Below are 21029 nucleotides of genomic sequence, written 5' to 3' on the forward strand. Positions count from 1 at the left end.
TCCTTGATTAATCTCGCATTGGTAATTGATTTACATAAGCATCAGATATAGACAGAAGCTCTAGAGTTTCTTCATACATTTTTCTGTACGGTTCCAAATCCACAACAGCTTCATGTGTCTTGATATTCGTAGCAGAGCCGTCTTCCAGACTCTGACCAGGAATAAACAAGATGTCATCATTAATAAAGGAACCACTTGGCATATAGAAGCGTTCGCCCAGTACATTATGTGTTGTATTGAGCAAGTCTTGACCAAAATATGTCGTGTTTGAAAGATCAAGCCCAACTAAATTTGCGATAGTAGGCATAATATCGACTTGACCGCCCATATTTTCCATCGTCTTGCCAGCTTCATTGCCCGGTACCTTAACGATCAGAGGAACCGTGAACGCATCCACTTTATCGTAAGCATGTCCTGTCAGGCTCTCAATAATCGGTTTCCCATCTTTCCCCTGATCGTCTTGTGTAATGCCATAGTGATCTCCATACAGAACAATAACTGTATTATCCCAGAGTCCATTTTGCTTCATTTTCGCAAATAAAGCTCCTAGCTGCTTATCTACGTAATGCTGGGCCTGCATGTAATTACCTACATTTGTCCCTTCCCAAGCTGGTGGTAGTGGAAGTGTAATCTTCTCTTGTGGAATAACAAAAGGGTGATGTCCCGACAAGGTAATGATTTGAGAATAGAACGGTCGGTTTTGCTTTTGATACTCCTCCAATACCCCTAAGGTTTTATTAAATAAAATTTCGTCAGATGGTCCAAGTCCAACAATATCCTCATATCCAAAGAACTCGGTATCATAGTATTTATCAAAGCCCAGTCCCGGATACATTACATCTCGGTTCCAAAAATCTGCCTTATTCACGTGAAAGGTCATACTCGCATAGCCTTGTTCCTTTAACATACGAGGCAGGCTCGGAATCTCTCTTTGTCCAAAAGAAACAGACATCGGTGAAGTTCCTACTGGATAAATGGACGTGTTGCTGATAAATTCAGCATCCGAGGTGTTTCCTTGCCCCACCTGTTGGAAAAAGTTCGGGAAATAATAGCTTTCCTTAATCAAGGCATTTAGATTTGGCGTGATTTCAACACCGTTTATTTTTTTATTAAGCAAAAAGTTTTGGAAGGCCTCCATCTGTATAACCATAACATTTTTGCCTTTTGCCGCTCCAAATAATTGCTTAGGCTGCTGTTTTTCACGTTCAGCCTTTAGTTCCTTAATACGTGCGATATACTCCTCATTCCACACTGGAACCTTCTGATCTTTCAAGAAGCTATTCACTTGAAAGGTAATTAAGCCTTGTTGCTGGGCTTTTTTTGTTTCGTTTTGAATTCCGGCAGTTCGCTCTGCTTTTACACCCTCAAAAGAAAACAAAACCACCACACAACAAGCGCTCAAAATTAAACGCTTGACCAAAGTCATGTCCACCTGCGCCTGAACCGCATCCTGTTTTTTCTTTTTCACGGAGCGATACCAGAGTAAGAAAATAACCAGATCCAGATAAAGCACAAAATACTGTGGTTTAATTAAAGAAAATACACTAGAAGAAACGTCTTTTACCTGTCCGATTTGCATGAATGCCTGGTAGGTCATGATTTTTCCATAGTAGGAATAATACACAACGATCGCCAGCATAAAGCTAGACAGTAAAAAATTAGCAATCGTATACATCAGTGTTTTCCGCTTATAAAAAAGCAAGGTAAAAATTACGACGATTAACAAAACAGAGCTTGTTTCAGCCCATAGCAAGTGAAAGGGGTTGCGGTCATCGTAGATAAAAATTCTAAACCAAAAAAATTTAGATAGGAGTAACAGAGACGTTATCAGAGAATATTGTTTCCAATTCATTTTTTGTAAGCCTCTCTTTTAATCTATTATCGGCCGGTCTACCTAGTATGAGGAATTTCCGACCAAAATATCTTACCATAAACCTGTTAAAGTAGCACCTATCCCATAAAGAAATATGTTTGTCTGCTCCAAAAGTTACTAAGGTTAATCTTTGTTTTAAACAATGAAGCCTATAGCAAAAGATGACCAAACGGCCATCTTTGTATTGTGAGATGATTTTACATAAGAGTTCAACAAAGTTTAAAATTCTAAGATTGATACAAATTTACCAATTCGTGGTTAGGATAGAAGGTTTGGAGAATTTGCTCCACAGGCAGCCCCAGTTTATCAAGTGTCGAGGCACCATACTGACTCATTCCCACGCCATGACCATTACCGCCGCCATAAATGATGACGTTTTGAAGATTGCCTTGCTCGTTACGACTTACTTCAAAGGCAACAAATCCGGATGGTAACAAGCTGTAATTCTTCATTGCTAGTTTAGGATCATATTGGGAGGAATCACCCGCGGTTCGATGAAGAATGACATCTCCGCCACCGGTATAGGTCTTAGAAGGACGGAGTAAATAACGCACATTGTAATCCTTGACTACCTTAAAGGTACCATTACTTCCTTCCAGAATAAGCTCCTGAACGTTTCCATTCTCACCGCGTTTGCTCACATAAAGATTATATAGTTCACCTACACCGCTGGAAGGAATGGCTCCCTTCACGAAATTCCCATCGCCATGACTGATAAATACTCCATTTGGATCAGCGGCAGCACGAGCAGCTAGATTTTTATTAATCGTATTTTGCAGCTCCCCTTTCGATAACTCAACCTTCCAACGGAAAAATGGCGATTGGGAATCTACGCTCACGATTGATAAATCTTTGACAAACGAAAGCATATCTTCCTCGCTAGCAATAGTTACTGGTAAAAATCCTTGTTTTTTTTGAGATTCCATGACAAAACTCTGTGGAATCAAATAAGGTACACCGCTTCCTGGAAATTGTTGTGTAATCGGATCTGGCCAAATTTCATGACGACCTGCCACCACTCCAGCAGACGATGAAAAGTAGCGTGCATCAACCAGTTCATCCCGATACTTCATGATAAGACCTGCCGTTGCCTCTACTGCTCTCGTCACTTTCGCATTTTCCAGGGTATTGTTGTAAACCTGGCTCATCGTGCTATCATCTACATGAAAGCCTTTTGCAGCATAACGGTTGCTGTAATAGTCGCTTAGAGCATATGTACGCGCTGCGATTGCCTGTGCTTTTAATGCTTCATCCCCGAAGGATGCTGGCATTTCACTCGGTACGACTTGAAGCAAGTATTGCTCAAGAGACAATTCATTGATGATAGACAGCTTACCATGGGACGCAGATGGTTTAATTTCCAGCACACCTCGGTATTTAGGTGTTCCTTGCGCTCGCTTGAGGCTTACTATCTCAGTCATTCCATCTTTATTATCAGCAGGTACGACATAAAGACGCTCCGACATAGAAACGAGCGTTTGGTTATTAACGCTAACTGTTAGACTGTTTCCTTGATTCGCAATGTTTACAACTTGATTAGGTGCAACCTCAAACTGCTGGTTCGTTCTTTTATCAATAAGGTACAAGCCCTCCGCTGACTTTGCTTGGAACGTAGTGTGATCAAGTGAACCGAAGCCCGTATTGTACAAGCCTATGCGCATCCGATCTGCACGTGTTTCGCCCTCAAGGATCAACATATTGACTTGATTTTGTCCATTTACATAAACTCTGACATTTTCAGCACCGACCCGTACATCCGCCAAAGATTTTGGAACAAGCGAATCGCCAGATAATTGATAAACTTGTACCTCATTTGCTAACGTAAGCAACCCCGACCGTTCCAATTCAATCGTTTTCTTTGCCGTATCCTTCACCATAATTTTCTCGGCGAGATACGTTCCTTGATTCATTTGATCCATTGATCGGTATGCATCTTTGTTACTAGCCACAAGCACAGGGGCTTTTAACTGGCTTGCCAAAGCACTCGGTGTGATGGCCGTTGACATGAGCACCACCAATGACAGGATCGAACTTGTTTTTTTCATGTTGTAGCTCCTTTCAGTTCCTATACAAGGCCTGTCCCCTTAAAAGGTCTTTATCAGGCAAGCTTTTGTTACCCTTTGTGTTCTTTTGGATAACTTTCCCTTCTATGTTTAGACTCAAAACATGGCAAATAGTTTCACTTAATTTGAAAAAAAATATTAAAAAAAAGCTAAAAGCCATATGTAATGCGTATATATAATCAAAAGTAAGTTCATTTTTTTTAGTATTACTAAACTTTTAAAAGTTAAATTCAATTTTATTTTTGGTATTTTTTCTATATTAAATTTCTTCACTACTTTTTTAAAATCATGTTACTCCCATATAAAAAGGGTTGTGGAACCAGCAAAATCTATGCTGGAACCCAACCTTGCTAAAGGTAAAGCTAGCCACGCTTATTTTGGGAAGAGAGGGTACTGGCATATAACGAAAAAACTTCACGAATAAACACATCTTTTCCAAAAGGTAACTGAGGAAATAAAAAAATAAGCTGACCTACCTGGTTTTTTACACGATAAGGAATGGAGAAATCATCAAGTATTTTTTTTATTTGACCCCCATCCTCCCAGGTTACTTGATAACCAATCATTGCTTTTATATGCCTCCTAACGCTGTCCAAGGCATCGCCTTTTTGCTAATCAGTATGCCTAATGGTTAGGAAGGAAATACGACAATCGGGATTATATCGCAAATCATGTTCTTTACTGGTGACGAGTTATGAAAAAATGATTCTACAAAAAAGAACTAACCATAAAGGTTAGTTCCTTTTTTTCTATGCCTGTCCTACTAATTTATGCCGAAAAAGCAAGTCTCGCATCTCTTGATTTTGTTCAATTTTCTCCATCAAATCAGGGCAGATGCTCTCTGTTGACTCAATTGTCCATCCTGCTACTCTAGTACCGCATATAACCGCCTCTTGAAGAGTTAACCCAGTAGATAGCCCCATGACAATACCAGAGAAGTAAGCATCCCCAGCACCGCTGCAATCAACTAAATTCACAGGGAATACAGGCTGGTGTCCTTTCGCTCCCGTCTTCTTGTCATAGAATACAGAGCCTTTCTCACCCAATGTAATAACCATTTGCTGTAATCCAGAATGATTCATGTAGTCAGTAAGCACTGCCACTTGATCAGCAATTTCCATATTGGTAAAATCAATGTCAAAAATTTTGTCCGCTTCATAATTATTACAAACAAAACAATCAAACTCATGCAGTAGCTCTGGATGCTCAAGCACGATTTCCATATTAGCCGGCAAACCATAGATTGGTTTGTTATGCTTTTTGGCTAATCTTGTGATATGAGAAATGATTTCGTGATTTAAGTCCAACTCTGTAATAATATGCGAGGAGGCTTGAACAATCTCTTCTCCTCTATCCTTGATCAATTGTTCCATCTGTTTTAAATCTGGCATTTGAGAGATAGAGCCCTGTAATTCTCCAGTCTCATCCAAAATAACCATCCACATTCCCATTCCGCCATGCTTGGTATAATGAGAATAATCCGTACTTACATTTGCTGCTTTCAAACGATTCTCAACGTCTGGTCCCATACCGGTCGTCTCCAGTACCGATACAAAAGCGGTTGGACAGCCCGCTCTCCCAAGATTTTCAGCAATGTTACGTCCTACTCCGCCATGAACAAATTGGACATTCCCTAGATTCCGGTTTTTGGCCTCGTATGCTTGAAACGGAAATCCTTTCACATCCATAAAAACTGTTCCTAGAACAGAGAGAAAAAGACTCATAATCACTAGACCCCTGTCTTTATTGTTTTATGTCATTAATAAATAATCCATATTCCATTTACATTATTGTAATATTACCTTATTAGACAACATTCAACAATAGTTAAATGGCAAAACGGTTCGGCAATACCTGCTTATCGAAGAAAAACATGGTGCTGCTGCATACAAATGAAATCCACGATTGCCATACGCTTTAGCCTTTAAAAGTAAAAGAGCGAACAAGAAACATTCCGCGTTTCTTCATTCGCTCATGCCAAGCTTTAATTGTTAAATTCCTATGAGCCGCCTGTTCTTCTACGTTGATTGTTAGGCTTCTTGTTGTTTTGCGTCTTTAGCACTTTAGTTGAATGATTTCCTTTTTGAAAATCCTTGTCATTTGACTGTTGTTTTTTCTGAGCTAGTCGTTGTTTCATCGCTTCAGCCAGGCTAATTTTTTTTGGAGCTTGTTCCTCTGACATAAATTTACACCTTCTTCATCGAAAACTACTTTCTATTGTATAGCTTTTTATGAAAGCGTTCAATAACCTATTTTTCTAGCAAAGCCTGCAATTCTTCTCGTGCATATGTATGAATTTGGGCTGGGCTATAAGGAGAAGCTGCACCGCCTTGTGCAATCAAGGCGTTCCCCCCACCCTTTCCTTCGACCCGTGATAGAATGCGCTTTACCCACGTGTTCATTTCAACATCTGCCTCTTTTCCACATGCGCAAACAAATTGCTTCTTCGTTCCACCTGTGATCAACAGAACAATTGCATTCGCTTCCTGCCCCGTAATAAGCTGTGCTATTTTTTGTAGCTCAGATAGGGGACGCTCTTCATACCGTTGCGTAATCAACATTCTGTCATCTAATTGTTCTGCTTGACGAATCAACATGTCCTTCTCATGGGAAAACAATGCTTCCTTTACCTGCAGCAGTTCATCAGCTAGTTCCTTTTGCTCCGCATGTAATCGTAAGACAGCCTCCTGCAACCCGGCTTCATTTGTATGTAGAAGACGGCTGACTTGTCTTAACAGGGAATGCTTATGATGCAATCGCTCTACTGTTCGCTTTCCTACTGTAAACTCTAAGCGAATATGCCCCTTATGCTTTTCCCACTGCAAAATAAGAATGGGACCTGCTTCACCAGTGCGATTAGGATGCGTCCCTCCACAAGGATTGTAGTCAAAGTCAGGAATAATCACTAAACGAATATCTTCCTCAACAGTAGGTTTTTTACGTAACGGATATTTCTCCAGCTCTTCTTCATGTACAAAACGTGCGATGATATCACGATTCTCAAACACGATCTGATTCGCACAGGCTTCCACTTCTTTTGCCATCTCTTCAGTTACTTCTTTTATATCCAGGTCGATGGTACAGGTTTCTTGACCTAAATGAAAGCCGATGGTAGAGGCGCGATACACCTCAGCGAAGGCTGCAGATAAAATATGTTGTCCTGCATGCTGCTGCATATGATCGAAGCGCCGATCCCAATCAATGCTCATCTGAATCTGTTTTTGGTCTGAAGGGAGTCGGCATTCTATTTGATGCCAGACCACGCCCTCTCTCTCTTCTACATCTAGTACCTTATGTTGCCCTATGTATCCTGTATCGTGTGGCTGACCCCCACCTGTTGGATAAAAGATGGTTTGATCAAACGCAACCCAGTGTTTCTGAAATTCATCGGTGACTTGGTGTAAGACGGTGGCTGTACATTCCCGCCAATAAGGATTTTGATAGTAGAGTTTGGTTGTCGCTGAAATTAACATGCTACTCACACCTCCGCCTCTATTATAGAGGGAAGTGAGTAAAAAGAGCAAAAGAAGCAAAATATTCGGACAGCAAATCTATGAAAATAGCTCACAGCAATCAAACGCTGATAATTTTTAGTTACAAATAATTTAGTTATGTTAACTTTTGTTGCGGGTTTTCCTATGTATAGATACTTTATAAATAAATCATAAGGTCAATAAACCCTAGTCTCACCATGACACCCATCAGAGAAAATGGAAGTTCACACAATGAAAACAAAAGCAAGCTCATCTATACAATCAAAAGGGAAACGGGAAAGAAATTGTCACTTCCCATCAACATAAATATGATACTTTTGCTAACGTCGCAATGGAAATAGAACAAAAGAAATCGGAATTTGTTTAACCAGAAATACGAAAACTTTGCACAAAAATTATTTATTTATAAAGCATTTACAACCAAAAAAGTAGCTACACATTCTGTACAAATCTATTTGCATAAGGTAAAATTATACATAATCGCCAAACATTTTAAATACATTTGATACATAAACAAGTTGAATCTTTTTAAAAACAGCTCTTACATTTCGGCAAAAAATAACTTGGAAATGGGGTTATCTGATGTATTCCTTACACACAATGTTAAAAATTCGCGCTGAAAAAACACCTGACTTGGAAGCTCTTGTTGGTGGGTCCACTCGTTATTCATTTCAAATGTATAACGAAAGAGTTAATCAATTGGCACATTATTTATTGGAAACAGGTGTACAAAAAGGTGATCGGGTAGCCATCATGTGCAAAAACAATCACCCTTTTCCTACCATCATGATGGCAGCATTAAGCATCGGAGCAATTGTTGTCCCCTTAAATCTTACCTATTCCTCTTATGAATTAGAAGGTATCCTCAATAGATCTAAGCCGAAAATACTTTTCTATGACCAAGAATTTGCAAACGCACTTCCGAAAAAGGATCTACTCCCCATTTCGGTATTAGTTGGCATAGGAATGGATACCTCTACCCCTTTTGAAGAAATCTTTAGTGGCAACTATCCTTCTTCAAATCCCAGTGTAACCGTAAGTGAAAACGATACAGCATTTTACTGCTTTACTTCAGGTACCACTGGCAATCCAAAAGCTTGCGAGCTCATCCATCGCACTTTCTCTGAATCATTTAATGAAATGCTTTCTTATCCCCATGCTCATCAAGATGAACGTTTTCTTGCCGTCCATCATCTCTACCATCTAAGTTCCATTAATAATATGCTATACAGTATCGTCGCTGGGAATACGCTGGTCTTTTTGCATGATTACGATCCCGTAAAAATTTGGGAGATGATTGATCAAGAAAACATTACGATGATGATTGCTTTCCCTTATATTTTTACCTATATGCTACAAGAATTTAAAAAAAGCCAGAGAAAAACAACCTCACTAAAAACTGTCAGCACTGGAGGCACAAAGGTCCCTTCTACCTTAATTAAGCAATATCACGAATTAGGAATTTCGATGTCAGTCACTTATGGATGCACAGAAGCCATCGGAGTTAGCTTCTATACTCCTGATATGGGGCTGGAAAAAACCGAATCTGCCGGAAAGCCTCTGCCAAAAGTTGTATGTAAAATTATCCATCCTCAAACAGGCGAGGAGTTGCCTGTGGGAGAAGTGGGAGAAATTGTAGTGAAAAGCCCTTATGTATTTAAAGGCTATTGGAATAATCCTGAAGCCACTAATCAGGTGCTGAGAGAAGGCTGGCTACATACTGGTGATAGCGGTAAATTTGATGAGGATGGTTTTTTGTATATTATGGGTAGATATAAGGATGTTATTGTATCTGGCGGAAGAAATGTTTATCCCGATCAGGTAGAAGATGTCATTATGCAAATACCACAGGTTCTAGAAGCAGCAGTAGTTGCTGCTCCTGATGAGATGTTAGGTGAAATCCCGCGCGCCTATATCGTGAAAGAAGCCGGAAGTAGCCTGTCCGAGGAAAACGTTATTGACTATTGTAAACAAAGACTCGCTGTTTATAAGATCCCTCAAATTAGATTTATAGATGTTCTACCGAAGAACAGCTTAGGAAAGGTGCTAAAACAAAGCTTACGGGAACAAGCACTTGTCATGGAATAACAGTATTGTCATTTACAAGCCAGTTGTCGACTGCTTTGTTAAAACGCTATTCCAGCGAATAATAAACTGACTTTTGCAACAATTGGTCCGCTTATAAGTGATATGAATACCTTTGTGTAGGTGAAAAACTTGGAAAACACGGAGAGTCTTCTCTTCTGGTTCCAAGTTTTTCTTTCTTTATGAGAAGAATGAGCTTCTTTTAGTCGGCAAAGCTGCTCTAAGCATCTTTTTTACAAATGTAGATTTTACTTAAAGGAGCGATTTTCACTTTTTAGGGCAAACTAATGAACACATTGTTACAAAAATGTGTTAAAATTGTGTTATTCTTAGAAGACACAAAAAATTCACTTGTTTTCTCTCGGCATTTTACTTATAAGGGGAGGTTTCTACATGTTTACACTCCTAATTTGTATCTTTATTGCAGCCATTGGAGGCGGTTTCTTTTTGTTGGGTCCAAAAAGAAGCTCGTAAAGCAAACACCACCTACGCTTCACTATCAAAATTCTTTTTGGAGAGTAGGATTTCTTTTTGAAGCTATTATGGATACTGGTCAGGAATGTATTATAGGATCATTTTTTCATCCCACGAGCCATTATTCTATAATACTGCTCCCTGAAGAGCAGTTTTTTCCTCTGTTCTTTTTAATAAGCAATTAATAATTCTCTGATACATTCGGTAAGCTTCTCGAATGCAGTCCGCACAAAAAAGACAGCCCGGTAAATACCACCATCTGGCGGCATAACGGACTGTCTCTTCTTTTTATTTATCGTCATGAATAAAAACAGGGCTTGTTAAATGCCAGTAGCGCCGAGCAATGCATAGTTCCGGCTCGTATTCAGGATGTCCGGTAATTTCTAGCTCTTCTACACAGCGTCCTGTCTTAGGAGCGTGAAGCATCCGGGTGTCCCCCAAAGAGATGGCCACGTGATGAACAGCCCCCTTCCCTTCTTCATAGGCAAAAAACAATAAGTCTCCTGGTTGTACCTTATCCAACGGTATCTCTTGCCCAAATTTAGCCTGATTTGAAGCATCACGAGGAATTATTTTGCCAAATGCTTTATGCATGGAATAGGAAAATCCTGAACAGTCATAGCCAAACGAAGAAGCTCCAGCCCACAGATAGGGCAACCCCAGAAACTGCTTACCCGCTTGCACAATCAGCTCTCCTGAAACATCGTTCTTTTCGCCACGTGTGCGGATAGACACATCTGCCTTTTGTAACCAACGCTCCCCGATGGGGGTCTGTACCCGAACCCACATCTCTTCTTGTTCAACGACAGGCAATGCAGTCAAGTAGCTCAACTCAAGCTCGATTGCTTTAAGCGGGAGCGTAGCTTTCCCGGTAACGGGCCCATCCTTTTCAACATGCAAGCACGCCTTATTAACTTGTACGATCGCAATTAGCTCATCTGGTGTCGGGACGGGCCAATTCACCAGAGCCAATTGAGCACGAGGCATCCAGCCTGGATAACCCTTCTTATTTTTTAGAGTAGGTTGGTCACTGACAAGGACTTTTACCCAATCCCCAGCCTCTTCCTCTACGTGCACAATGGTTCCGAACAAAACCTGCGTCTGTGTCTTGTTTGTCTCACAAAGCTCCAGCCGTTCGTGATAGCCAAGAACACTTAACCACTCAGAGAGCTGTGCTGGATTTAATAGGGCAGGCTGATCTAATTCGCGCGGTGATTCAGGAGACGTCCAAAGGGTTGCTACATTTACACTAACAACATACTGCTGTTCATATGTACTCATGTGCGATCTACCTCCAGCACATCAGTTATTCCTAGACCGGGAGCATCCGTTAGCTTCATGCAACGCCCCTCATACACGACGCCACCTTTCACCGTATCATGCCGTAGCATTAATGGAGCATCGAAGTCAAAGCGAGTAATATTTTTCTTACTTGCGGCAAAATGAGCGGCTGCAGTAATACCCAAACGAGTCTCAATCATGCTCCCCACCATACATTCTACGCCACATAACTCTGCCAATTGATTAATTTGTTGAGCTTTATAGATTCCGCCTGCTTTCATTAATTTAATGTTGATAAGATCAGCAGCGCGTGTGGTTAATACAGCATAAGCGTCCTTGGGGCTAAATACACTTTCATCAGCCATGATTGGTGTATCCACATGATCTGTTACCAGCTTTAGACCTTCAATATCATGAGCTTTAACTGGCTGTTCCACCAATTCTATAGCCAATCCCATCTCTTCCATCTTGCGTATCGAGCGGATCGCTTCCTTGACACCCCAGCCCTGATTAGCATCCAGTCTAATTTTGACCTGATTGCCTACACGGTTGCGAATTTCCTGAATACGAAGGATATCATGTTCAATATCATCTTTGCCTACCTTAATTTTTAGCGTATGAAATCCGGCCTGCAAATAGGAAACGGCGTCCGTTCCCATCTCTTGAGGAGAGTTCACACTAACCGTATAATCCGTCTCCATACTATTTCGGAAGCCTCCTAAAAACTGATATAACGGCATGTTGGCTTTTTGTGCTACTAAATCATAGATAGCCATATCAACTGCTGCTTTTGCACTAGAATTACCTACCATACAGCTATGGAGCGTTTGAAAAATATCTTCATAGTTAGACAAGGATTTTCCGACTAATTGTGGACGAATGACATTCAGGACAGCCCCCTCAATGCTATCCAGACTATCGCCAGTGATCACCACAGTTGCTGGTGCTTCCCCAAATCCATGGCATCCAGTATCGGTCGTCACCTTTACTATAATCGATTCTGAAGTAATTACCGTTCTCAAGGCTGTTTTAAAAGGTTTTATCAGCGGCACAGATTGACGTCTGATTTCTATGTCAGTAATATTCATGAGGAACCTCCAGTTATTGGAATTATGGAATACTTCAGTAAATTAGACGTTAAAATAATAACCGTAGTATACCAAAATTATCTGGGTTCGCCCATTTAAACCTTACCTAAAACGATGTCTCATCTGATGGTACGTAGCTGATAATGCCAAAATAAGGACAGTGCCCTTTACAATATCATGTGCATAGTAAGGCAAATTCAGCATGGTCAAAGCGTTCAGGAGTACACCGATCAGTACAGCACCTACAAAGGTCCCTCCGACATTTGGTTTGCCAGCTCCCAACACAGAATAGCCAACAAATGCTGCCGCAACCGCATCCATTAACAAAGGAGCACCTCCATCTACCTGCCCAGTCCCGATACGTGCCGTCATTAGAACTCCTGCCAAGCCACAAAAGAGTCCTGATAACAAATAAGCTAACACCCGATACCGATCAACTGGAATTCCTGATAGACGAGCCGCTTCCTGATTGCCACCAACTGCATAGAGTAAGCGGCCATAACGCGTATAATGCAGAAAGATATACACCAAGACTACAGCTACTATCATGATAATAACTGAGATGGGAATATTAGCTATCGTCCCCTGGCCAATTTTCAAAAAACTTGGAGATATTACTCCTGGCGCTGTTGTCTGATCTGGCATGACCATGTTAGAAGTAATTGAGTACCCTTTTGTATATACCAGATGAATTCCTTTCACAATGTAGAGAGCCGCTAAGGTAGCCAGCAAATCAGGAATTCTCACTTTTACTACCAGAAAAGCATTATATAATCCAATCAAACCTCCTATAACAATCGGTACCCCAACGGCTAACCACACGTTTTGTTCAAACCAGACCATGATGGAGGCTGACACGACAGAAGCTAGTGATACGATAGAGCCTACTGACATGTCAAAGCCATTGACAATAAGAGTAAATGTAACTCCAATAGCAACGAGCGTAACGATAGAAATGGACTGTAAAATACCAGCAATGTTGTTAAACGTGAAAAAATACTCATTTACAATGCTAAACAAAACGATGATAAACGCAATAAAACCTAATGTTCCATATCGAAATAGAAGATGTAAAAGCTTATCTTTAGCTGTTCCTTGTGCCATACTATTGTCCTCCGCTCGCGTAATACATGATGGTTTCCACTGTTGCTTGCGATCGGCTTAGTTCTGTAACGAAGGACCCGTCGTACATGACCAAAATGCGATCAGCAATCCCTACAAGCTCCTCAAACTCACAAGAAAGATACACAATCCCCTTTCCATTTTTAGCCAAATTCCCGATGATTCTATAGATTTCTGATTTAGCTCCTACGTCAACACCCTTCGTCGGCTCATCCAGAATAAAGATATCGGCTTCAGTCGCCAGCCATTTCCCAATCACTACTTTTTGTTGATTTCCTCCACTTAATGAGCCAACAGGCAACTGCGGGCTGGCTACCTTGATCTGCAATGCTTGAATCAGCCCTTTTACCGCTTCATTTACTAACAGAGAGCGCAAAAAACCGAATCGGCTATATTTATGAAGGGTGGCCATTGTTAAATTAACAGCTACGGATTCTTCTGTCATGATGCCTTCTCGCCTACGCTCTTCGGGAATCAGGGCAATCCCCTCATTAACAGCTACTTTTGGCGATGTACATTTCAGCTTTTTCCCACTTTTGTATACTTCTCCTGAGGTCAGTGGGTCAGCTCCAAATAGAACCCGAGCTAATTGCGACTTTCCTGCACCCACAAGACCTGCAATCCCTACAATTTCACCTTCATGAACGGTAAAGGAAAGGTTGCGTACATGTGATCCAGCCACTACATTTTTACACGCAAGCAACCGCTCTCCTATTTTGACCTGCTCTTTGGGATATTCTTGAGACAGTGCCTTTCCAAGCATACTGGTAATAATCTCATGCGGATTGGTCTCTTTTGCATGCTTGCATAAGACTAGCTCCCCGTCTCGTAACACCGTAATTCGATCACTAATCTTAAAGACCTCTGGCATTCTGTGAGAGATAAATACGATTCCAATTCCCTGTTCCCGCAATTGTTTGATGATCTGGAATAGCTGCACTGTTTCTGCTTGACTTAAAGGAGCAGTTGGTTCATCTAAAATAATAAATTTCGCCTTTTGTGCAATCGACTTGGCTAACAGCACCAACTGCTTTTCGGATAGCGTTAGTTCCTCGACCTTTTTATGCACAGGTATATCAAGTCCTAGCCGCTTGAGTGCTTGTGTTGCTGTTTCTTCCAAGCTTCGCCAGTTAATAAAAGGAGAACGTCCCCTCTCTACAAAGCCCTCCAGCAGAATATTCTCCGCTACGCTTCCATATTCAATGAGTGCTGTATCCACTTCCTGATATACACATTGGATACCATGCGCCTTGGCGTCCTGCGGCTCGGTCAGACTAACTTCTTTTCCATCTATGAAAATTTGGCCTGCATCTAACGCATAAGCACCTGTCATGATTTTTATCAATGTACTCTTGCCCGCCCCATTTGCCCCGAGCAAAGCATGAACTTCACCAGCCCTCACAGTAAAATCAACGCCGCGTAAAGCTGGGACAGAGCCAAATGCCTTTTTGATTCCCTTCATCTCTAATGCTGTCAACGTGCCTCTCCCCTTCTATGAGCGGATTTTACAAGGGGTCTGGCAACCTCTGTGGCCAAACCCCATTCATCGCTGCCTTTCCTATTGGCCCTGTGTGCTCGTGCCCCATTCCTTCACGAACTTGTTTAAATCTGCCATTTTTACAGGCTCCTTAGGCAATTGTTCGCGTGTGATCAGCACAGGGTTTAAGCTTACCTTATCTGGCACCTGCTCACCTTTCAGCTTCTTAAATAAGTATCGTGCCTGTACCCGGCCAATATCAGAAGGGTCTACGGCTGCCGTTGCAACCCATGGTGAATTCTGGTCTTGAAGCATTTGCAAATCCTCATCGCTCAGATCTATGCCGTATACCTTAATTTCATTGCGTCCAGCCTGCTGTATCGCGCGTGTCGCACCTTTAGCAAATTCATCCCAGGCAGTCCAAACTGCCGTGATATCTCCTTTGTTTGGGTACTGCTTCAGAATCGCTTCCATTTGCGCCTGCGTATCCAGAGCTGTGTTGGCAGAAGCTGATCCGAATGCAGCAATTTCTTTAAAGCCTAGATTTTTGTCCATAAATGCCTTATAAGCGATTTGACGACGTTCCATTGGAGTAAAACCAGCTACCCATATCTTCACAATATTTCCTTTGCCGCCTGAGTCTTGTGCCATTTTGTTCAGTGTTTGTTCAGCCAATTGGATATCATCTTGCTCGACTACTGTTACTCCCGGAATGTCTAATCCTGTATCAAAAGCTACCATTGGAGTCTTTTGAGCCAAGGCCTTTTGAACGCCTGGTGCTAAGCTATCTGCACGTCCATGATCCAACAAAATGCCATCAAATTGTTGAGTAACAGCCGCGTCCAAATGTGAAGCCATTTTAGCAAGGTCATTATCCCCGCTTAAAACGGTCAGTTCTCCCCCCAGCTTCTCTACCTCTTCCTTCACACCTGCGATATATTGAGATGAAAACGATCCAATATTAAATTGCACCACCAGCGCAATCCGCTTTTTCTTATCTGTCGCAAGTTGACCCCCAGGAGCTTCACTACTTGATGCTGACACGTTATCGGCTTTTGATGTAGAGGTTGTAGAGGCTACACCACAACCGCTTAGCATACTCCCGATAAGCAAGAATATTGGGAATAGATAGACAAATCCTTTGTTAATTAGACCTTTCATCATGTCTCTCTCCTTTTTCCTTTATCTCTTTTTGTGAAAAAATGTACAATGCATATTGGTTCATTCAAAGCTGGGTACTACTCGATATAAAAAAGCCCCTTTTCCTAAGAAAAGAGGCTTGTGTATATGGAAAACCACTATGCCTCTTATCTCTCAGGTTTCCCTGCAGGAGGTAGCACCTTGATGTCTTGTCAAACAGACATTAGGTTGCCGGGCGTCATCGGGCCAGTCCCTCAGCCAACTCTTGATAAGAGAGTATTTTAAATTTTGTAACGTTTTTTCTTACAACAGATATTACACCTGGGTCCTTATCCATGTCAATAGATTATTTTGCTTCACCTTCAAATTTCTTTGAACCACCTGCATAGTTATAAATAAACACCTGGGCATTCTTATTGTCACCTTTATCATCGAAAGAAACATTTACAAACTGTCCTTTAAAATCTTGTGTTTTGTGAATGGCTTCGAATACTTGAGCACGAGTTGGCTTTTTATTGCCGTTCGCTTTAGCCGCCTCCTCAATCCCATTGATAGCTACAGCCATTGCATCATAGCCAAACGATGTAAATATCCCCAGCTTTTTGCCTGTTGAGCCTTCAAATTCCCGAATCCATTTCTTCCCTTCTTCTGTTGCTCTTACGTCACCAACAGTGGAGGTAAACACGACACCCTCTGCGGCAGGTCCCGCAATCGTAAACATTTCAGCAGAATCAAGACCATCAGCGCCCATAAACACACCGGTAAATCCTTTTTCCCGCAACTGCTTAATTAAAATTCCCGCTTCAGCATAATAACCGCCAAAGTAGACCATTTCCGGCTTTTTCGCTAATACTTGGTTCACCACTGCACTATAGTCCTTCTCACCAGCAGTCAAGCCTTCAAACCCTAGAACGTTAACACCATCCTTCTCAAATTGCTTCTTTACTTCATTTGCTAAGCCTTGACCGTACGCTTGTTTATCATGTATAACCATCGCATTTTTTACATGCAAGGTATTCTTTGCATAAATAGCAGCTTTTCTTCCTTGTTCGTCGTCGCGCGCACAAATACGATGCGCTACTTTTTTACCACCCTCAGTAAATTCCGGCCCTGTTGTAGAAGGCGATACCATGACCAAACCAGCTTTTTCATAAGCTGTTACAGCAGACAAGGATGAACCCGTAGTCACGTGACCTACAACCGCTACTACGTCATTGTCGTTAATCGCCATCTGTGCGTTAACAACACCTTGCTTAGGTTCTGCTTGGTCGTCTAAAGGTTTTAATTCAACGGTAAGACCTAAGTCTTGCAGCTCCTTCTGCTTTAATTTTAGTGCATATTCGGCACCCGCTTTGGCGGAGTCACCATAATCGGAAGCAGAGCCTGAGAGTGGACCAACTAACGCAATCACAATCTTGTCTCCACCTGCTGAGCTGCTTCCGCCCTCACTCCCCTTCTGCTGTGAAGTGCCTGATGTCGCATTATTTTCTCCTGCACACCCTGACAAAGCTGCTCCAGCCAATAAAATTGAAGATACGATTGCAAGTGATTTTTGATTTATTTTCATGTCTTGTCCCTCTTTCGCTATTTACTTGGTTGAATGTTCTGAATATTTAAAAATATAAGAGACGGCTTATGCCAAAATGTATCGATCTTCTGAGAAAGCCTCTCCGCCTCTTGCCTCCTCAAAAGCCTGTAGCAAATCCTTTGTTGTCATTTGTGCTTTCGTCTCTTGGGGAAAGTCCAAAATAATTCTCCCCTCATGCAGCATTAATAATCGATTTCCCATATGCAGGGCCTGTTCCATGTTATGAGTGACCATGAGCGTAGTCAATTTGTTTTCTTCCACAATCTTTTTGGTCAAATCAACAATTAACTGAGCACGTTTTGGATCCAAAGCAGCCGTGTGTTCGTCCAGCAGTAATAATTTAGGATTGATAAACGTAGCCATCAGCAAGCTCAACGCTTGACGTTGTCCACCAGACAGAAAGCCAACCTTGGTTTTCAAACGATTTTCTAATCCTTGATCTAATATTTTCAGCTTCTCTTGAAAAAACGCTCTTTTTTTATTGGTGACACCCCATGAAAGCGTACGGTGACGACCGCGAGAATAAGCGATTGCCAAGTTTTCCTCAATTGTCATCTGTGGAGCTGTACCGGCCATTGGGTCTTGAAATACTCGTCCAATCAAAGCTGCTCGCTTATGTTCACCCTGTTTCGTTACATTCTGCTGATCAATAAAGATAGTTCCTCTGTCAGGGATGATTCCACCAGATATCGTATTCATCAAAGTAGACTTTCCTGCACCATTGCTACCAATCACTGTCACAAAGTCACCCTGTTCGAGTTTAACATGTATGTTGTTAAGGGCAATCTTTTCATTTACGGTATTTTGATTAAACACCTTGGTTACATTGGTTATCTCTAACACGATCATTACCCTCCTTTCACCGTTCTGCCTATTTTCCAAACACCCTTCATGATGTTCGGCAAAATTAGGGCAATGATAACAATAATTGCCGTGATCAGCTTCATATCGGATGCAAGGAAACCCTGCCGCAGAGCAAACGCAATCACCAGTCGATACACAATGGAACCAAGAATGACTGCAAGCGTAAGTCGCATTATACTTTTTGACCCAAACAGCACCTCCCCGATAATGACGGAAGCAAGTCCGATGACGATCATTCCAATTCCCATCCCTACATCAGCAAATCCCTGATATTGCGCCACTAAAGCTCCTGAAGCAGCTACCAGGGCATTTGATAACGCCAGACCTATAATCGTAGTCGTATCTGTATTAGCCCCGAAGCTGCGGATCATCCGATCATTATCACCTGTTGCTCGAATATCTAGTCCCAGATCTGTATGCAAAAACCAGTCCATGATTAGCTTTACAACTAACACCATGATGAGAAATACAATAGAACTCGCTAATGAGACACCATAGATTTGAAAGTCAAATGTCGAGACTGCTTGGGCTTTCGTATAGAGTGTTTCCTCCCGCAAAAGTGGTATATTTGATTTTTTCCCCATGATACGTAGATTGATTGAATATAATGCAATCATGGTTAAAATACCTGCCAGAAGGCCATTTATTTTTCCCTTTGTCGTCAGAATCCCAGTAAATATTCCAGCAATCGCCCCACCTGCCATGGCAAGTGCGGTTGCTAAAAATGGATTCATTCCGTCCACAATAAGGGTAGCTGCAATAGCTCCTCCCATGGCAAAACTGCCATCCACCGTCAAATCAGGAAAATTCAGAATTCGGAAGGTTAAAAAAACGCCCAGCACCATAACTGCGAAGAGTAGTCCTTGTTCAAACGCTCCAACGATGGCAATGTTCATTGCTTCCCCCTCTTTAACTCCTCTGTCAATTGCTTATTGATCAAAGATTTGTACAGCTTTGTTTATAAGATCCTGCGGCAATGATATGCCCATTTTTTCTGCTGCCTTTTTATTAATGACCAGCTTCATTTCCTTTTGGGATTCCACTGGCATATCACCCACTTTACTTTCTCCCTTAAGAATTCTAGTAGCCATATCTCCTGTTTGAGCACCGAGCAGGCTGTAATCAATACCAAAGGTAGTAATTGCCCCACTCTTTACCGAATTTTCTTCTCCGGCAACCACAGGAATTTTTTGCGCTTCCGCAACACTCACAACTGCTGAGATAGAGGCTACTACCATATTATCTGTTGGCACATAAAAGGAATCCACCTTGCCTACCATAGACTCTGCCGCTTGCTTTACCTCTGTTGGGTTTGTGATAGCAGCTTCTATGATTGTTAGCCCTAGCTTTTCAGCTGCTTCTTTCGCTTTATCTACCTGCACCTTTGAATTGACTTCCCCGGAGTTATAGATTACACCTACATTTTTTGCATCGGCTTTTACTTTTTTAATCAATGATAATTGTTCTTCTACGGGATTCATGTCTGTAGTGCCTGATACATTGCCACCTGGTTTATCCGTTGATTTAACTAATCCGGCACTTACCGGATCGGTCACTGCGGTAAACAGGATCGGGATATCTGTGGTTGTTTGTGCTACTGCTTGTACAGCAGGGGTGCCAATAGCGAGAATGAGATCAACCTTGTCACCGGTGAATTTTTTGGCAATCTGTATCGCCGTATCCATATTTCCCTGTGCAGATTGAAGATCATAAGCCACCGTTTTATTTTCTTCAAAACCATTTGCCTTCATTTTGGCTATAAATCCATCCCTCGCAGCGTCTAAAGCCGGATGTTCGATTATTTGAATAATTCCGACTTTAATGACTTTAGATTCGTTTGCAGACGATTGAGTTCCAGAATTTGCTCCATTTTGGTTGTTAGCTGGAGCTGTGTTCGTCTGGCTACAGGCAGTTGCAATCAAAAGCATTAGGGCTGAAAATACGGTCAAAACGAACCTTGCCTTACTTAATTTACCTTTCACACAGAATCCCCCTTTACCTTCTACAAGTAACGATATACGTAACTATGTTACCATTAATCAATTATATTTTGAAGAGTTAGAAAATTATTTTATCGGGCATGTACCCGATTCCTATTGAAATATAGAAAGTGATTTTAGCCAAGAATATAGATCTGGTACGGATTCAAAGGCATACTTCCGCTCTGCTTCTCTATCACGCTGGTAAATAATGAGACATGGAACACTGGTAATTTTCCAGTCTTGCGCCAGCTTTTTATGAATATTAATATTAGCTCGGTAAAACACTACTGCAGGAAAGAGCTGTTCTAGCATCGTCACCATCTGACTAGCAATTTGACAGGTTCCACACAGCGGCGTATACAGATAGAATATCGAGTATTTTGTCTGTAATAAATCTACCTGAATTACTTTTTGGGCATCTATGATCTCTTCCATGTAACCTCTCTTACCCTCCTTGGCAGGATGAAGTTCTGCTGCTTGATCTCCAAGTATACCCTA

Annotated in this window: 17 protein-coding genes and 1 riboswitch; of the genes, 1 reads left to right on the plus strand and 16 read right to left on the minus strand. The window is 41.6% G+C overall.

The features are described 5' to 3' along the window. Nucleotides 1-7: 7 nt before the first annotated feature. The 6 genes from QZ995_RS06265 to QZ995_RS06290 all read right to left on the minus strand — a co-directional run bounded on the left by QZ995_RS06265 (nucleotide 8) and on the right by QZ995_RS06290 (nucleotide 7409). Complete coding sequence (locus QZ995_RS06265) at nucleotides 8-1852, minus strand: LTA synthase family protein (RefSeq protein WP_301804471.1); 1845 nt, start codon at nucleotides 1850-1852, stop codon at nucleotides 8-10. A gap of 248 nt (nucleotides 1853-2100) precedes the next feature. Further along, nucleotides 2101-3918, minus strand: coding sequence for a SpoIID/LytB domain-containing protein (locus QZ995_RS06270; protein ID WP_301804473.1), 1818 nt, complete (start codon nucleotides 3916-3918; stop codon nucleotides 2101-2103). A 380-nt stretch (nucleotides 3919-4298) separates the two neighbouring features. Continuing rightward, the gene (locus QZ995_RS06275; protein WP_301804477.1) at nucleotides 4299-4502 is read right to left on the minus strand and encodes a hypothetical protein; all 204 of its coding nucleotides are present in this window, start codon (nucleotides 4500-4502) and stop codon (nucleotides 4299-4301) included. Nucleotides 4503-4685: 183 nt separating this feature from the next. After that, nucleotides 4686-5660 (minus strand): PfkB family carbohydrate kinase, encoded by a 975-nt coding sequence (locus QZ995_RS06280; RefSeq protein WP_301804479.1) that lies wholly within the window; start codon nucleotides 5658-5660, stop codon nucleotides 4686-4688. 275 nt (nucleotides 5661-5935) lie between these two features. Then, a complete protein-coding gene (locus QZ995_RS06285; protein ID WP_301804482.1) occupies nucleotides 5936-6118 on the minus strand; it encodes a hypothetical protein in 183 nt (60 codons plus the stop codon). Nucleotides 6119-6185: 67 nt separating this feature from the next. Further along, on the minus strand, nucleotides 6186-7409 hold the full coding sequence (locus QZ995_RS06290) for an alanyl-tRNA editing protein (protein WP_301804483.1): 1224 nt from the start codon (nucleotides 7407-7409) through the stop codon (nucleotides 6186-6188). 603 nt (nucleotides 7410-8012) lie between these two features. Between QZ995_RS06290 and QZ995_RS06295 the strand changes: the two genes are divergently transcribed. Continuing rightward, the gene (locus QZ995_RS06295; protein ID WP_301804485.1) at nucleotides 8013-9518 is read left to right on the plus strand and encodes a class I adenylate-forming enzyme family protein; all 1506 of its coding nucleotides are present in this window, start codon (nucleotides 8013-8015) and stop codon (nucleotides 9516-9518) included. Nucleotides 9519-10277: 759 nt separating this feature from the next. Here the strand turns inward: QZ995_RS06295 and QZ995_RS06300 are convergent. The 10 genes from QZ995_RS06300 to QZ995_RS06345 form a co-directional block, all read right to left on the minus strand. Continuing rightward, entirely contained in the window at nucleotides 10278-11270 is a 993-nt protein-coding gene (locus QZ995_RS06300; protein ID WP_301804488.1) for an NlpC/P60 family protein, read from the minus strand. Beyond that, nucleotides 11267-12358: a mandelate racemase/muconate lactonizing enzyme family protein gene (locus tag QZ995_RS06305; RefSeq protein ID WP_301804491.1), complete on the minus strand. Its 1092-nt coding sequence runs from the start codon at nucleotides 12356-12358 to the stop codon at nucleotides 11267-11269. Before QZ995_RS06305 ends, QZ995_RS06300 begins: the two co-directional genes overlap by 4 nt. 102 nt (nucleotides 12359-12460) lie before the next feature. After that, nucleotides 12461-13462, minus strand: coding sequence for an ABC transporter permease (locus QZ995_RS06310; RefSeq protein WP_301804495.1), 1002 nt, complete (start codon nucleotides 13460-13462; stop codon nucleotides 12461-12463). A gap of 1 nt (nucleotide 13463) precedes the next feature. Continuing rightward, on the minus strand, nucleotides 13464-14957 hold the full coding sequence (locus QZ995_RS06315; RefSeq protein WP_301804498.1) for a sugar ABC transporter ATP-binding protein: 1494 nt from the start codon (nucleotides 14955-14957) through the stop codon (nucleotides 13464-13466). 81 nt (nucleotides 14958-15038) lie between these two features. Continuing rightward, the gene (locus QZ995_RS06320; protein ID WP_301804501.1) at nucleotides 15039-16121 is read right to left on the minus strand and encodes a sugar ABC transporter substrate-binding protein; all 1083 of its coding nucleotides are present in this window, start codon (nucleotides 16119-16121) and stop codon (nucleotides 15039-15041) included. A 140-nt stretch (nucleotides 16122-16261) separates the two neighbouring features. Then, nucleotides 16262-16372, minus strand: a riboswitch (SAM riboswitch). 71 nt (nucleotides 16373-16443) lie between these two features. Beyond that, nucleotides 16444-17664 (minus strand): branched-chain amino acid ABC transporter substrate-binding protein, encoded by a 1221-nt coding sequence (locus QZ995_RS06325; protein ID WP_301804504.1) that lies wholly within the window; start codon nucleotides 17662-17664, stop codon nucleotides 16444-16446. Nucleotides 17665-17730: 66 nt separating this feature from the next. Further along, complete coding sequence (locus QZ995_RS06330; RefSeq protein ID WP_301804506.1) at nucleotides 17731-18528, minus strand: ABC transporter ATP-binding protein; 798 nt, start codon at nucleotides 18526-18528, stop codon at nucleotides 17731-17733. Between the two features lie 5 nt (nucleotides 18529-18533). Then, nucleotides 18534-19445, minus strand: a complete 912-nt coding sequence (locus tag QZ995_RS06335) for an ABC transporter permease (protein WP_301804508.1) — start codon at nucleotides 19443-19445, stop codon at nucleotides 18534-18536. 33 nt (nucleotides 19446-19478) lie between these two features. Next, entirely contained in the window at nucleotides 19479-20477 is a 999-nt protein-coding gene (locus tag QZ995_RS06340; RefSeq protein ID WP_437124722.1) for an ABC transporter substrate-binding protein, read from the minus strand. 165 nt (nucleotides 20478-20642) lie between these two features. Continuing rightward, nucleotides 20643-20966, minus strand: coding sequence for a thioredoxin family protein (locus QZ995_RS06345; protein WP_301804513.1), 324 nt, complete (start codon nucleotides 20964-20966; stop codon nucleotides 20643-20645). Between the last annotated feature and the right edge of the window lie 63 nt (nucleotides 20967-21029).

Origin of the sequence: Brevibacillus laterosporus, from assembly GCF_030489605.1 — a bacterium.
GTDB lineage: Bacteria > Bacillota > Bacilli > Brevibacillales > Brevibacillaceae > Brevibacillus_B > Brevibacillus_B laterosporus_E.

Bases quoted from the DNA above. Each gene is read 5' to 3' on its own strand.
- QZ995_RS06335 (WP_301804508.1), bottom strand. From the start codon at position 19,445: ATGAACATTGCCATCGTTGGAGCGTTTGAACAAGGACTACTCTTCGCA.
- QZ995_RS06265 (WP_301804471.1), bottom strand. From the start codon at position 1,852: ATGAATTGGAAACAATATTCTCTGATAACGTCTCTGTTACTCCTATCT.
- QZ995_RS06285 (WP_301804482.1), bottom strand. From the start codon at position 6,118: ATGTCAGAGGAACAAGCTCCAAAAAAAATTAGCCTGGCTGAAGCGATG.
- QZ995_RS06280 (WP_301804479.1), bottom strand. From the start codon at position 5,660: ATGAGTCTTTTTCTCTCTGTTCTAGGAACAGTTTTTATGGATGTGAAA.
- QZ995_RS06325 (WP_301804504.1), bottom strand. From the start codon at position 17,664: ATGAAAATAAATCAAAAATCACTTGCAATCGTATCTTCAATTTTATTG.
- QZ995_RS06345 (WP_301804513.1), bottom strand. From the start codon at position 20,966: ATGGAAGAGATCATAGATGCCCAAAAAGTAATTCAGGTAGATTTATTA.
- QZ995_RS06295 (WP_301804485.1), top strand. From the start codon at position 8,013: ATGTATTCCTTACACACAATGTTAAAAATTCGCGCTGAAAAAACACCT.
- QZ995_RS06320 (WP_301804501.1), bottom strand. From the start codon at position 16,121: ATGATGAAAGGTCTAATTAACAAAGGATTTGTCTATCTATTCCCAATA.
- QZ995_RS06305 (WP_301804491.1), bottom strand. From the start codon at position 12,358: ATGAATATTACTGACATAGAAATCAGACGTCAATCTGTGCCGCTGATA.
- QZ995_RS06340 (WP_437124722.1), bottom strand. From the start codon at position 20,477: ATGCTTTTGATTGCAACTGCCTGTAGCCAGACGAACACAGCTCCAGCT.
- QZ995_RS06290 (WP_301804483.1), bottom strand. From the start codon at position 7,409: ATGTTAATTTCAGCGACAACCAAACTCTACTATCAAAATCCTTATTGG.
- QZ995_RS06270 (WP_301804473.1), bottom strand. From the start codon at position 3,918: ATGAAAAAAACAAGTTCGATCCTGTCATTGGTGGTGCTCATGTCAACG.
- QZ995_RS06300 (WP_301804488.1), bottom strand. From the start codon at position 11,270: ATGAGTACATATGAACAGCAGTATGTTGTTAGTGTAAATGTAGCAACC.
- QZ995_RS06275 (WP_301804477.1), bottom strand. From the start codon at position 4,502: ATGATTGGTTATCAAGTAACCTGGGAGGATGGGGGTCAAATAAAAAAA.
- QZ995_RS06310 (WP_301804495.1), bottom strand. From the start codon at position 13,462: ATGGCACAAGGAACAGCTAAAGATAAGCTTTTACATCTTCTATTTCGA.